This is a genomic window from Dyadobacter sp. 3J3 (assembly GCF_009801115.1).
In the GTDB taxonomy this organism is placed as follows: Bacteria; Bacteroidota; Bacteroidia; order Cytophagales; family Spirosomataceae; genus Dyadobacter.
In genome coordinates this window covers 410,941-425,913 of record NZ_VTOL01000007.1, presented here as the reverse complement: position 1 = coordinate 425,913, position 14,973 = coordinate 410,941, and the positions used below count along the sequence as shown (strand labels likewise).

The following is a 14,973-nucleotide window of genomic DNA, read 5'->3' as shown; positions in this document are numbered from 1 at the left end:
AGCAGCCTTTTATTCCTTTCGACCAAGACGAATACAGAGAAAAATACAGATTGGCTAAAATTGCAAATTTAGAAAGGGCACTAAAAAGGCTTATGGCTGAGGCAGCATGAAGAAGTTATATAGTAGAAGGTAAGAAAAAGGGCAAAGCTCGCAAATTTTTACTCTTAGCGTCCTTTGTCCTTACTTTTTTAGCTTTGCGTGAAAATTAAAACAGTATAAATATCCAAACATGTTCAAATCAATTTTTGTCATAATTTTCGCTTTTACAGGTTTGGTTTGTCGTGCGCAAAAAGTCATTGAACCCAATTTGCCTGCTTTGCTAAAAGCCAATAAAATTAATGTTGTAAATCGTTCAGCAACGGAAATCGTTTCCGGTTCTAAGAAAAATGTCTTGCACCTCGATGGAAAACCGGATGCCGGAATTGCGTGGATTGATGATATCCGTTTTTCTGATGGAATTATTGAATTCGATGTAAAAGGGAAAAATGTTTTGCAGCAAAGTTTTGTCGGTATCGCTTTTCACGGTTCCAATGATAGTACGTACGATGCCGTTTATTTCCGTCCCTTCAATTTTAAATCCACCGAAACAGAAAGACGAAATCACTCGGTGCAATATATTTCACTACCGAAATTTGACTGGCCGGTTTTGAGAAAGCAGCACCCAAATCAATACGAAAAACCAATCGATCCGTCGCCGGAACCGGAAGAATGGCTTCATGCGAAAATTGTTGTTGAAGGTGCTGATATTAGGGTTTTTGTGAATAATAACCCTCAGCCAAGTCTGGTTGTTAAAAAACTGAGTAATGGCGCAAAAGGGAAACTTGGATTTTGGGTTGGCTATGGGTCGGATGGAGATTTTTCCGATTTGAAAATAACGCAAAAGTAAATATTCTAAAACGTTCATCATCGTACGAAACGTTCGATAATGAACATTGGTTTTGTGCTAATTTGTTGATAGTCAGCTATTCAGATAATTGGAATAGTTTTTTCAATATTCGCTTCATAATCATACCCAAGTTATGCTGAAAAACTATTTTAAAATCGCGCTCCGGAATTTACAGCGAAGTAAAGCTTACGCTTTTATCAATGTGCTTGGTTTGGCTTTGGGTATCACCTGCGCCATCCTGATTTTCATGCTGGTCAGGTATCATTTGAGTTTTGATAACTTCCACGCAAATTCTGACAGGGTTTACCGCATGATTACGGAGTTTCATGACGAGACCGTAAGTTTGGAAAGCGGTGTTCCGACGCCATTAGGAAAAGCGTTTCGTAATGATTTTGCCTTCGCCGAAAAGACTGCCCGCGTCGTTGTTTATAATGATCAGCTTATTTCGCTTCCAAATTCCAAAGACAATAAGAAATTTGAAGAAGAAAATGGCGTTGTTTACGCGGAGCCGGACTTTTTTGATATCATGAATTTTCCTTTGCTGGAAGGAGATAAAAAAACGGTTTTGGCTGAACCCAATTCAGCGATTATAACACAGAAAATTGCCGAAAAGTATTTTGGTAAAACAAATGCCATTGGCCAGGTGATCAGGATCAATAATGAAACAAATTATAAAATCACCGGTATTTTAAAAGATCTGCCGGTTAATACAGACCGGAATCAGGAAATTTATCTTCCCTGGGAAAACCTGAAAGACGAAAATGCATGGCTGGCAAAGGACGATAGCTGGATGGGGGTTTTTTCATCATCCAATTGTTTTGTTTTGTTAAAAAGTGGTGTTACGCAGGCCACTGTTGAGAAAGCGCTTCCCGCCATTTCAAAAAAATATTATTCACCAAAAGAATCCAAGGGCTGGCTTTTCAAACTTCAACCGTTGTCTGATATCCATTTCAATGCGGAATTAGGTGGTTATATGGAAAAGAAAAATCTTTGGGCTTTGTCCTTCATTGGCATTTTTCTGATCGTAACAGCTTGCGTCAATTTTGTCAATCTTGCTACCGCACAAGCCCTTGGTCGCTCGAAAGAAATTGGTGTGAGAAAGGTTTTAGGCAGTTTGAAATCTCAGCTTTTCTGGCAATTTATTTCGGAGACAGCGTTGATAACTTTTTTCGCACTACTGATCGGATTGATTTTGTCCTACATCGCATTACCGTATGTCAATGAATTATTTAAAGCGCATTTGTCTCTTTCATTGATTTCAGATTTTGCGTTAGTTCTCTTTTTACTTGGATTAGTCGTAGTGGTAACCTTCTTTTCCGGTTCTTATCCGGGATTAATTCTTGCTGGTTTTCAACCGATTTTGGCATTGAAGGGAAAAATATCACAGAAAAGCGCGGGCGGATTTACGTTGAGAAGAGGTCTTGTCGTTACCCAATTTGCCATTTCACAAATTCTGATCATTGGTACGATTGTGATAGCAAACCAGATGCGTTTTTCAAAACAATCGGATTTGGGTTTTAACAAAGATGCGATGGTCATGTTGCAGCTTCCAGTGACTGATCTCTCAAAAATGAGTACACTGAAATCAAGGATTATGCAGTTACCAGGCATAAAATCGGGTACATTTTGCTTCACTGCCCCTGCGGCAAATTCCAATAACAATACCAGATTGCGTTATGATGCACGCGCTGAGGATGAACAATTTAGTATTAATATGAAAAGTGCTGATGATCAGTATTTGAAAACTTTTGGATTGAAATTGATAGCTGGGCGGAATATTATGCCTTCCGATACAGTGCGTGAATTTGTGGTAAATGAAATGCTTGTTAAGAAGCTGAAATTAAAATCGGCAGATGACATTCTTGGAAAACAACTGAGCCTTGATGGTGGTAAGAGGAAATTCACGGTTGTCGGCGTTGTAAAAGATTTTTACAACTATTCTTTCAGAAGCAATATTGATCCGATTTGTATCATTTCTGATTACAGAAATTATCGGAGTTATGCGATCAATATTAACATGGCTAATATGAAGCCGACGATGACTGCGATTGAGAAAATATGGAGTGATACATATCCTGAATACGTTTTCAAATCTACTTTCCTGGATGACAAAATTGCAGAATTCTACGCGCTGGATGATATTATGCTGCAATTGATCCAGTTTTTTGCCGGTGTTGCCATTTTTATCGGCTGTTTGGGACTATATGGTTTGGTATCCTTCATGGCTGCCCAGAAAACCAAGGAAATCGGAGTACGAAAAGTTTTGGGAGCAAGTATCGCAAACATTGTCTGGATGTTTGGAAAAGAATTTGTGCGTCTATTATTGGTCGCATTTGCCATTGCTGCGCCATTAGGCTGGTGGGTGATGAATGGCTGGTTGCAGGATTTTAAATATCGTGAAGAAATCGGAGCGGGGATTTTCTTTTTGGCAATCGGCGCTACCTTATTGATTGCTGCGCTGACCGTCGGATACAGATCCGTAAGCGCAGCGTTGATGGATCCTGTAAAATCGCTTAAATCGGAATAAAATTTAAACCTGATCTATTAGCCATGCGGTTTTGCCAGATTGAAAAATCGGGTAAAACCGCTTCGGTTTGTTAGGTAATTGTGAAAAAGTAAAAATATTAACCGTTAACCAGATTGCTCGCCATGCTCAAAAATTACTTTCTGACAGCAATACGCTATTTGTTGAAACAAAAAGGATTTTCTGTTATCAATCTGATCGGTCTTACCATCGGAATGAGCGTCTGTTATTTTGCTTTGCTATTTGTTCAATTTGAGCTCAGCTATGATACTTATCACAAAAAAGCAGACAGGATTTACAGGCTGGTTACTGATATTAAAACAGATCATGGAACCGATCAGTTAAGTACGACAGCTACTATGGCGCCAGCCATTCAGGCTGCTTTTCCGGAAGTCCAGGCCACTACCCGGATTTTCCTTGATTATCTGATTATTCAAAAAGGAGAAGAGCAGTATAGCGAGGAAAAGATAGCCTATGTAGATTCTTCGATCTTTTCTGTTTTTACTTTTCCCTTGGTAAGTGGAAATCCGTCGAAAAGTCTGAATGTTCCATATTCGGTGATTTTGTCTGAAACAGCAGCGCGTAAATATTTTGGAGAAGAAAATGCGCTTGGTAAAACTTTAAAAGTCAACGGAAAAGAACTGGCTACGGTTACGGGCGTCATGAAAGATATTCCGGACAATTCCCATTTTAAAGTGGATATGTTTTTTTCGCTTTCAACATTAGGTGAAGAATGGATGCAGAATTCCAAGCGGTTTTTCTTTTATACTTACGTATTGTTGCCGGAAAATCAGGATCCATCAACATTGACAGCGAAGTTTCCAGGTTTTGTAAAAGCGCATATCGATCAAAGTAAAGGCCAATATTCCTTGGCGTTGGAACCACTAAAAAAGGTTTATCTGGATGGAAAACCGCGCGGTTCCAAGACTGGAAGTTCAGTAAGCGGAAACCGAAGTCATGTCTATATTTTTTCGTTTGTGGCGGCTTTTGTACTTTTTATTGCCTGTTTTAATTTTATCAATCTTACAACTGCATTGTCCATTCAGCGTGCGAAAGAGATTGGAGTCAGGAAAGTTTTGGGTACCACAAAAGCACTTTTGGTATTTCAGTTTTTGATCGAAGCTTTGGTTTTAGCATTAACTTCCTTTGTGTTTTCGATAATTCTTTGCAGTTTGTTTTTGCCTTATTTTAATGATTTGGCAGGAAAAACAATTAACATCAGTATCTTTCAAAGTCCGGCAAACTTAGGAATCCTGTTTTTAATTGCCGTCAGTATTGGATTACTTTCCGGGATTTATCCTGCGTTTTTTCTTTCACGTTTCCAGCCTGTCAGTATTCTGAAAGGGGGATTTGTTTCTGTTACGAAAGGAATCGCGTTTAGAAAGGCGTTGGTTATCACACAGTTTTCGGTTTCTATTATTCTAATCGTCGCAACGATTGTGGTGTATAGTCAACTCCATTTTATGCAAAACCAGGAATTGGGTTTTCGGAAGGATCATATGCTGGTTATTGACTTTCAGTACGATGATAAGATTACCAGTCATGAAGAATCAATTAAAGATCAGTTAACGAAAATTCCTGGGATCACAGCGGCCACAATTTCTTCCAGTATTCCCGGCAAATCCAATCATATCTATCCTACGAAACTTGAAAATAAAAGCAGCGACATGCAGGATTTTCAACTGGATACTTATTTCGTTGATTATGATTTTTTGAAGCAATATCAAATTTCCGTCATTGCGGGGCGAGGCTTTTCAAAACAATATGGGGCAGATTTGAGAGAAACAATACTGATTAATGAAGCTGCGGTAAAAAGTTTGGGTTATGCTAATCCGCAAGATGTGATTGGCAAGCGTTTTTCACAATTGAATGTCAACGGTTTAGTCATTGGCGTGGTTAAGGATTTTCATTTTCGGTCTTTTCAGGAACAGGTTCAGCCGTTGATGCTTCGTATTTCTCCGGGATTTTTCACTTTCCTGACTTTAAATGTTTCAGCAGAAAACATGCCTAAACGTATTCAACAGCTTGAAAAAAAATGGAAAGAACTTGTTCCTGACTTGCCGTTAATTTATTTCTTTGCCGATGAGGCGTATAACAATCAATACCGGGATGAACATCGGTTTGGTAAATTATTCATCGGTTTTGCTTCCTTCGCCATTCTTATTTCCTGTTTGGGATTGTTAGGATTATCCGCATTCAGTATCACACAGAGAACCCGCGAAGTGGGTATTAGAAAAGTTATGGGTGCTTCCGTCGCGGGAGTTGTTGGATTGTTGTCCCTTGATTTTATAAAACTGGTATTTGTTTCAATTATAATTGCTTCGCCGATTGCCTGGTATGCCATGAATCTGTGGCTTCTGCAATTTGCTTATAGAATTGAAATTTCTCCCTGGATATTCGTTTTAGCTGGTTTTATTGCTTTGTCCATAGCAGTCGTCACGGTAAGTTATCAGGCCATCAAGGCGGCTTTAATGAATCCCGTAAAATCGCTTCGTTCAGAGTAGGATAGGTAAATCCTAATGCCATCGGCATGACCGACGTTGTAACCAGGGGATTTATTCCCTGGGCCGGAATACAGTATTATCAAGATTGAGATTTTATAATTAAAACCGAACAAAACTGTTCGTAATCGAACGAATTATTTATAATAAAATATTTTAAATAACTGATAGGTAGTAACTTAATTTCTGGCATCCCTTTTTTAGTGTTTGAAGTCCATTAGATTTTTATTCAGAATCATACTGGATAGGTTGCTGGTAATTCAATAGTGGTTCTGACAATTGTCGGGACCACTATTATTCTAACAGCAACTTGTTTATCAAGGAGCCATGAAAATAAAATAACGTTAAATTGCTCCTGTATACAGGAAAAGCAAAATGCCAGAACCGGGAGAAATTCCTGATTCTGGCATTTACTTTTTATCCTGAAAAATTAGTTTGCCGGATCTGCCGGTGTGGCTGAATTATTCTGACGTTCGTTGGTAGGATAAGGATACCAGGTGCGATTGCGTTCGGTTGCAGGACGTGCAAAACGACGGCTGTCTTCCAATTTCAGTCCCGACATAAACAATTCGATACAACGGTTTCTATAAATTTCGGTCAAAACCGAAGTTGCATCCATACCACCTGAATAAGCCGGCAGTGCAGCACCAATTCCCCAGGCATCTGTGGTTTTAGTAAGCACTTTGTTTAGTTCGGTGATTGCAGAATCCACAGTGCCTTTTCTGGCTAATGCTTCTGCTTTAATCAGCGTAATTTCTCCCGGCAAATAAACCGGAATCTGGGCAGTATTTGCTGTAAAAAAACCGGTTCCCAAATTTTTCGTCGGTGTAGCCGTTTGCGTATAAAAACTTACTCGTTTGTCAGCAGCCGCTGGTTTCAATTCATCCGGTAAACCCAGCGCAGTACTGATCGGTTCCGTTACATTTCTGTTTCCAAACGAGCTGAAGAAAATCGGGTTCTGGCTCACATCATCATAGTTGAAAGCTGATTTTTTTGTCAGATCAACTTTGTTTGCAGCTGTCAGCGCCTTATCATTATCACCCAACATGAGACTGTACCGCGCTATCAAAGCCTGGATTGTATTTGGCATATCAATACTGTTGACAACCCGCGTTGTAAAATCGGCGGATGGTGGCGTTGTAGCGATGGAAGTAGCTGCTGTTTCCAACGTGGTTATAGCATCTTTCAAAACTTCTTCACGGGTATTGAAAGCGATATTTGTTCCGGTGCCGATAGGAGCCTGTTGCCAGAATTCGGCCAGATCACCCAAAGCCAAAGCTCTGAAAATAGAAGCGTAAGCAAGAATTCCACTTTTTAGAGCAGGATCACCGGCTTTGTCAATATTTTTAAGAATGATATCCGCGTTGGATTTTGTCAGATGACTTTGAGCCCAAAGTGATGTGATCACCGCGTTACTGCCTTGCACGTTTCCTGAACCTTTGCTTAGTAAATCCAGATCCGTATTTCCTGCATTTAATACCAATAACTCTTTTGTGGTAAGTCCGTTGGCAGAAATCATGGAATAAACAACCCCGCCACCGCCTACGCTGTAACGGTATTGAAGCCCGTTGGAAAGCGCCACAAGTCCGTAGACATCGTTTACAACCTGCGTTTCGCTGGCCGCACTCGGGTTGAGAAATTCTTTTTGCTCACAGGAACTGAAGGTCAAAATTCCTGATGCCAGAATTGTATATATAAGTGTTTTTTTCATGTCAAAAAGATTGTGTTGATGAGCAAATTAAAAACTGGCAGAAATCTTCACCTGATACGTGCGCGGAATCGGCACGTTTCCAAAATCCACACCACGCAATAAATCACTGTTACCACCAGCATTTGTTTCAGGATCATAACCATCGTATTTATCCCATGAAATTAGATTGCGACCGGAAAGTGCAATGTTGATGTTTTTTACGTTTTTGATAATGTTTGGCAAAGAATATGAAAGGCTTATCTCGCGAAGTTTCACGAAAGATGCATTGTCAACCCGCCATTCTTCGGTATTGTAAATCGAATAAACATAACCACGTGGCAAAGTTCCTTTTAACTCTTTTTCAGAATAATCACCAATACCAACACCCTGACGCGTACGACGGTCAGCATTGAAAACCTGCATACCTTGTACAGCATCAAGAAGGAAACGGAAACCGATGCGTTTGTAAGTGAAATTACTTACAAAAGAACCAGTCCATTTCGGGTTAGGATTTCCTATGATTTTTCTAACCGTAGTATTGGTAGTAGGTTGTCCCTCAGCATTTACTGGCGATGGGGTATAAGCCAGAGGATTCGTTGCAGATTGAACTCCTTTTTGAGATTGTGGCAAGCCCTGGCCTGTTAACAGTAAATCTCCATCAGGTTTACGTGCAAAAAATGTTCCGTAAAATACGCTGGCAGCCTGTCCTTCAATCAGGTAGGAAGGTGCACCGGAAACCGTATTTTGAAGAATTAATGGACTTCCCAGTTTGATGATCTTATTACGGTTTTGACTGTAAATCACACTAACATCCCAGGTGAAATCTTTGGTTTGAATTGGGGAATAAGTCAAACTAACTTCGTACCCTTTATTCTGCATCTGACCCACGTTGTCAATAGCACTTGTACCACCGCTGGTTGCTGCCAAAACGCGGTTTACAACAAGATCCGTGATTTTTTGCTTGTAAGCAGTTACACCCAAAGTCAATTTATTATTCAGGAAAGTAAGGTCAAATCCACCTTCATTTTCTGTCATAAATTCGGGTCTTACATTTTGATTAGCCAAAGTTCCACTTGGTAAAATGGTGTTTTGACCCAGGAACGGAGCTGAATTGAATTGCCAGAAACGATCATAACTTCCGATACCGGTCATGTTACCTGATTTGCCCCATGAGTAACGAAGTTTGGCTGTGTTAACAACTTTACCAAGACCGCCTTTTGACCAGAAATCAAGATCGGAAGGAATAAAACTTGCACTGAATTTTGGGTAAGTCTGGTGCGATTGCGAAGAAGAAAATTTAGAGGAACGATCACTGCGAACAGCTCCCGTAATAAATGCCAGGTTTTTATAACCAAAAGTAGCTTGTCCGAAAACACCGAACAGGTCAAACTGGTCCAAAGTATAATTTGCTTTTACAGTCGTACTTGCTGCACCGCTTACCGTTTGAATAAAGGGAGCAAGATTTTGTCCGCTGGCAGATGAAATATCTGTTTTGCTATTCTGATAACTTGTACCGGCAACAACATTCAGTTTGAAATCCGGAGTCAGATCACGTTCGTAAGAAATGTTGATATCGTTATTATACTGGAATGTTGTACTGTTCACATTGGCAGCAAAACCTTTTGGATAACGTTCAGCAGGAAGTCCCGAAATTGTAGCGTACGGATACGGTGGAATTAGATTTTTTCCCAACTGAGAAAATGCATCAATACCAAAAACCCAGTCAATATTCAATCCTTTTAATGGAGTTAAATTTAATTGAACATCATTCACAGTACGGTTTACAGCTTGTGTGAATTTCATGTCTTCAACAACTGTCAGCGGATTCACACGGGTTGGTTCCACAGCCTGTAAATTACCGTTCGCATCACGTTTGGTTATGTCGTAAATGTTGTTTGTAATGTTGATCGAGTTGATCGGACTGTAAAAAACGTTTCCGTTTGGCTTTTCATTGGAAAAACTATTGTTGTAGGTAATTCCGGTTGAAAGTTTCGCCCAGCTAGCCAGTCTTTGTTCCAAACGAACACGAAGTCCGTAACGTTGAAAATCAGTTCCCTGAACAATTCCCTGGTTTTTCATATACGAAAGAGAAGCATAATACTGCGTTCTTTCATTTCCACCACTGATCGAAAGTGCATTATCAGTGCCAACGCCTGTTCTGAAAATCTCATCCTGATAATCATAACGCTGAACATCAACTTCGTTTGTCGCAAGGTTTGCTGTAACACCGTCACGGGTAATAGGTGTTGTAGTGGTTCCTGGATTTGCCGCGATTTGTGCCGGCGTTAGTCCTGTAATCGTTCCAAGACGTAAGCTTGAATAGCCAAATTGTTTTCCATAGGTGCTGATCTTTAATTTTTTACGAAGCTCGTTTACACTTACACTTGTAGAAAAATTGATCTGAGGAGCTCCGTTTTTTCCACGTTTTGTCGTAATCAAAACCACACCATTGGATGCCCGTGAACCATATTGGGCCGCCGCAGCTGCACCATTGATAATGTTCATTGATTCAATGTCAGCAGGATTGATATCAGCCATTCGGTTTGTGCCGACAATGGCAGAACCAACCTGATCGGATAACGCGTATTGAGAAACGTTGACAGAAGCATTATTCAAAATAACACCATCAATTACATACAAAGGATCCGAATTTCCCTGCAAAGATTTGATACCACGCAGACGGATCGTCATCCCGCCGGAAGGATCTCCGGAGTTTTGTGTGATCTGCGCACCGGGAACTTTACCTTGTAATGCCGAAAATAAATTAGCTGAACCAGAATTGACAAGTTCTTTTGAACTGATGGAGTTAATCGAATTTCCTAACTGTCTGCGCGTTGATTTAATGGTTGAACCAGTGACAACAACTTCATCCAAAACAGCTACGGATTCTTTAACAGTCACGTCGACAGTTAACGAAGTCTGTGAGCCTAAGGTTACATTCTGGCTTACTGATGCGTATCCTATTGAAGAAAAATCCAGAGAATAATTTCCAGGTTTCAAATCAGCGTTTAGCGTATACGTACCTTCGGCATCCGTCACACTACCAACGCTGCTTCCTTTAATCAGTACCGAAACACCAGGAACGCCTTGTCCATTGTCGTCCTTTACCTTGCCTTTGATGGCATAGGACTGTGCCATGGCTTGTATTGAAACAAGCATCACCACTGCCAGTACAGTCACAGACCGCAAGTGGTGTATAAATAAATAGACCTTTTTTCTCATAAATGATTTTTTAAGGAGATGTTACAAAAGCTCAGAAAAACGCATTGATATCGACAAATATCCGCATATGAATTTCAAATATCAATAGGGTAACAGAATTTTTTGTAAATAAAATATCTTAAAAATGCCGTAGATTATTTTTTATAAATACTTTTATCAAAAATATAAAATTGCTTTTCAGAATATTTGTAGAATTATTTGAGATATACGTATGATTCAGCCTGCAACCTCCATGATGAAGAAAGAAAGACAAATGCTCATCATGAAGCAGATAAATCTGCACAACCGTGCATTGTCTTCGGATTTAAGTGTTACCCTGAATGTGTCGGAAGATACCATTCGTCGTGACCTGAATGAGTTGTCGGAGGCTGGGAAACTTGTTAAAGTACATGGCGGTGCATTGTCAAAATCATATCAGTTCAGTTATTCCACGTCGGGCGCTTATGCTGCCACCGCAAAAGAAGCAATTGCGCAAAAAGCGGTTTCATTAATCAAAAATGATATGTTTGTGGTCATAGGAGGAGGGACAACCGTGAGCGAACTTATCCGCCAGATCCCCAAGGATATTTCGGCGACCTTTTTTACAGTGAGTTTATTAACGGCTTTGCAGCTTTGTGATCATGCGAATGCGACGGTGATTTTTGTAGGAGGAACTATTGCGAAAACTTCGCAGATCAGTTCTGGTGGTGAGGTGATCAGCCGACTTGCTGATATTCATGCCGATTTGTGCATTTTAGGTGCCAATGGGATTAGTTTTAATGAAGGAATTACAGAAACCGATATGGAAACTGTGCAGGTGAAACGTGCTATGATGAAGGCATCGAAGCAAACGGCAATTCTGACAATTTCGGAAAAACTGGATACTGTGCAGCGTTTAAGAGTTTGTGACCTGGAAGAAGTGAATTATCTGGTTACAGAATTGGAAGTGGGAAGTTCAGATCTTAAAGCGTATCGGAGAGATAATTTGGTGATTTTATAATTTATAAAGATGTTTTAGTTGCAATTTTTGATTGATAATAAAAAAGCCTTAGCAATTGATATATCACCCTTTCAGGGTTCGGTTTGTCGAATGTTAAGGCTTTTCTATAATAATGTCATCCCTTCGGGATTTTTCAAGAACTATGTTTTCGGAAATTTTGAAATAATGTATCTCTGGCCAAGCTGATATGTGTCAATTCATTGCTTCAATTTAATCTAGAATTTTCCTGTTGCTATAATCCCGAAGGGATGATATTATTATAGAAAAAGATGGATCGTGCGAAATCTAAACCCTGAAAGGGTGACATATTTTGCCTGACCCATTTTCTTTTGAAACACAAATTACGGTAATGCAAAAGCTACGTAACTATCACCTTTTTTTGTTCCAAGTTTTGTGCCGCCACAGGCCACAACAATGTATTGTTTTCCATTCACCTCATAGGTACTTGGCGTGGCAAAACCTGCCGCTGGCAATTCAGTTTGCCATAATAATTTCCCTGTTTTTTTATCAAAAGCTCTAAACATTCCATCTTTTGTAGCCGCAATAAATAACAGACCACCAGCTGTAATGACCGGTCCGCCATAATTTTCTGTTCCCGTTGGAGCGATTCCTTTCGCGGTTAACTCTTTAAATTCACCCAGCGTTTTTTGCCAGACATGTTTTCCTGTATTCAAGTCGATGGCTGTTAAAGTGCCCCACGGCGGACTGATCGCAGGATATCCTTTACTATCCAGGAATTTGTTATAACCATTAAACTTATAAGGAACGTAAGGCCCTTTTTTCTCTTTGAAATCCGAGATGATCTCTACTTTTTCATCACCAAACAAAAACGCAATAAGCGCTTGTTTTTCTGTTCCTGTAATGCTCGTAAAACCAGGCATCATTCCTTTTCCGCTCGTAATAAGATTAGATACATAATCACGCTCACGCTTTTGTCCAATATCAACCAGGGAGGGATATCCGCTTTTTGGATTTCCTTTGCGCTCAGGACCATGGCACACCACGCAATTTAATGTATAAACCCGTTGCCCAGGACTTAAATTGGATAATTCATCATCTTTTGGTGTTGGCGACAGACTTGCAATCCAGGGCATTTCATTTGCGTTGACATACATAATCCCGTCAGGATCCACGGCCGCTCCGCCCCATTCTGCACCACCGTCGAAACCAGGCAAAATGATAGTTGGCGTTTTTCCAAAAGGATGAAACATGCCTTTGTTGGCTTTGCGATAAACGGCTAGCAGAGAATCGTGATCAGCGGAATGCGGATTAATGTCCGATTCTGCAAATGTTGTTCTTGCATAAGGTTTGGGCAGGGTAGGAACAGGCTGTGTTGGCCACGATTTTTCCTCCGGAATATCGCTTTTTGGTACTGCAACCTCGTTTATCGGATAAACAGGTTTTCCTGTAACTCTGTCAAAAACATAAACAAAACCAGCTTTGGTAACCTGCGCAACGGCATCAATTAGTTTTCCGTCTTTTTTAATTGTGATCAAATTTGGCGGCGCCGGAATATCGCGATCCCAGATGTCGTGATGAACCAGCTGGAAATGCCAGATTCTTTTGCCGGTTCTTGCATTGAGAGCCAGCAAACTATTGGCAAAAAGATTTTGACCGGCACGATTTCCTCCATAAAAATCAAAACCTGCCGAGCCTGTTGGTACAAACAAAATGCCACGTTTTTTATCAACCGCCATACCAGCCCAATTGTTAGCAGCACCAACTTCCGTGTTTTTATACACATCCTTAGGCCAGGTATTGTAGCCAAATTCACCCGGATGAGGGATCGTGTGGAATACCCAGGCCAATTCACCAGTTCTCACATTAAACGCCTGAATATTCCCAGGAGCGGCATCCGGACCTTCCGAAAGCCGTAACGGCATTATGATCAGGTCTTCGAAAAGTGTTCCGGGCGTATTTGAAATCACAAATTTATCCTTCGCTGTTTCTCCTAATCCTTTTTTGAGGCTTACTCTTCCATCTTCTCCAAATGATTTAACGGGTTTCCCCGAATTCGCATCAACTGCGTAAAGCCAGGAATCATAAGCATACAAAATCCTGGATTCGCTTCCACTTGTCCAGTACGTTACACCTCGATTGGTGTTAAGCCCACCACCTTTTCCGGCTGCAAATTTCCATTTTTCTTTTCCTGTTGCGGCATCAAGCGCAAAAACCTGATTGGTTGCCGTCACGCCATATAATGTTCCGCTTACAATGATCGGATTGCATTGCACCTGCCCGGAATCCAGCGAGTGGTATTCCCAGGCTTTGGTCAATTGGCCAACATTGGAAGTGTTTATTTGAGTTAAAGCAGAGTAGTGATTTCGGTCTGATCCACCAAGATATTCTGGCCAATCAACGTCGGACGATTTCTTTTTGTCATGAATTGTAAGCCGTGCGGACACAAGTAAAACAGCCATGAGAACAATGGCGGGTAAAAATATTTTTTTCATTAACGGGTTCAGGTGATTTGGGGAATTTTGATTTGTTCAACAGTTTTTCAGTAAAAAGTGAAGTTAATTGTTTTGAGTGAATAATGGTGGAATTCAAATAAATTATTGGCTTGTATGGGTTTAGTGTGCTAATGAAATTAATTTGGTGTGCGTTTTTAATCAAAATAAGGCGTGAAAAACAGGAGGCTCCCAACGGAGCCAAACCTGGAATCTTACGAGGTTTTTCTATAAACAGGATGCTCTAACGAGCGGGGGGCGGTTGGTTGATCCGATATTTATTAAATTATACATTTCGTTTTTCCATATAAAAAAGGGTAATCAATAGGAATAGACCTCGCTTGATCCATCCACCACATCATGGTGTCCTGTTTATAGAAAAAAATTGCGCGCTCAATCTCCTGACTTCGTTAGGAATCTGCTGGAATTGTGAGATGTTTCTTCATTTGACAAGAAATTTTCCGGATAAGGGCGACTGTGGATAGATTAAAATGTTTTTATATAACTCAAATACAATATTCACCATATCCTATTCAAAACTGTACTTTGTTGGTTTCTTCTATAAACAGGATGCTCTAACGAGCGGGGGGCGGTTGGTTGATCCGATATTTATTAAATTATACATTTCGTTTTTCCATATAAAAAAGGGTAATCAATAGGAATAAACCTCGCTTGATCCATCCACCACATCGTGGTGTCCTGTTTATAGAAGAAAATTGCT

7 protein-coding genes are annotated in these 14,973 nt (G+C 40.3%); 4 read left to right on the top strand and 3 right to left on the bottom strand.

Going from position 1 to position 14,973, the window contains the following annotated elements:
• Window positions 1–229: 229 nt before the first annotated feature.
• The 3 genes from FZF08_RS17525 to FZF08_RS17515 all read left to right on the top strand — a co-directional run bounded on the left by FZF08_RS17525 (window position 230) and on the right by FZF08_RS17515 (window position 5,914).
• A complete protein-coding gene (locus FZF08_RS17525) occupies window positions 230–886 on the top strand; it encodes a family 16 glycoside hydrolase (RefSeq protein ID WP_159471073.1) in 657 nt (218 codons plus the stop codon).
• A gap of 133 nt (window positions 887–1,019) precedes the next feature.
• Window positions 1,020–3,413, top strand: a complete 2,394-nt coding sequence (locus FZF08_RS17520) for an ABC transporter permease (RefSeq protein WP_159471071.1) — start codon at window positions 1,020–1,022, stop codon at window positions 3,411–3,413.
• A gap of 122 nt (window positions 3,414–3,535) precedes the next feature.
• Window positions 3,536–5,914, top strand: a complete 2,379-nt coding sequence (locus FZF08_RS17515) for an ABC transporter permease (protein ID WP_159471069.1) — start codon at window positions 3,536–3,538, stop codon at window positions 5,912–5,914.
• 427 nt (window positions 5,915–6,341) lie between these two features.
• Here the strand turns inward: FZF08_RS17515 and FZF08_RS17510 are convergent, their stop codons facing one another.
• The gene (locus FZF08_RS17510; RefSeq protein WP_159471067.1) at window positions 6,342–7,622 is read right to left on the bottom strand and encodes a RagB/SusD family nutrient uptake outer membrane protein; all 1,281 of its coding nucleotides are present in this window, start codon (window positions 7,620–7,622) and stop codon (window positions 6,342–6,344) included.
• A 27-nt stretch (window positions 7,623–7,649) separates the two neighbouring features.
• The gene (locus FZF08_RS17505; RefSeq protein WP_159471065.1) at window positions 7,650–10,823 is read right to left on the bottom strand and encodes a SusC/RagA family TonB-linked outer membrane protein; all 3,174 of its coding nucleotides are present in this window, start codon (window positions 10,821–10,823) and stop codon (window positions 7,650–7,652) included.
• A 211-nt stretch (window positions 10,824–11,034) separates the two neighbouring features.
• Between FZF08_RS17505 and FZF08_RS17500 the strand changes: the two genes are divergently transcribed.
• On the top strand, window positions 11,035–11,802 hold the full coding sequence (locus tag FZF08_RS17500; RefSeq protein ID WP_229216579.1) for a DeoR/GlpR family DNA-binding transcription regulator: 768 nt from the start codon (window positions 11,035–11,037) through the stop codon (window positions 11,800–11,802).
• 341 nt (window positions 11,803–12,143) lie between these two features.
• Here the strand turns inward: FZF08_RS17500 and FZF08_RS17495 are convergent, their stop codons facing one another.
• Entirely contained in the window at window positions 12,144–14,255 is a 2,112-nt protein-coding gene (locus FZF08_RS17495; RefSeq protein WP_159471061.1) for a PQQ-binding-like beta-propeller repeat protein, read from the bottom strand.
• Between the last annotated feature and the right edge of the window lie 718 nt (window positions 14,256–14,973).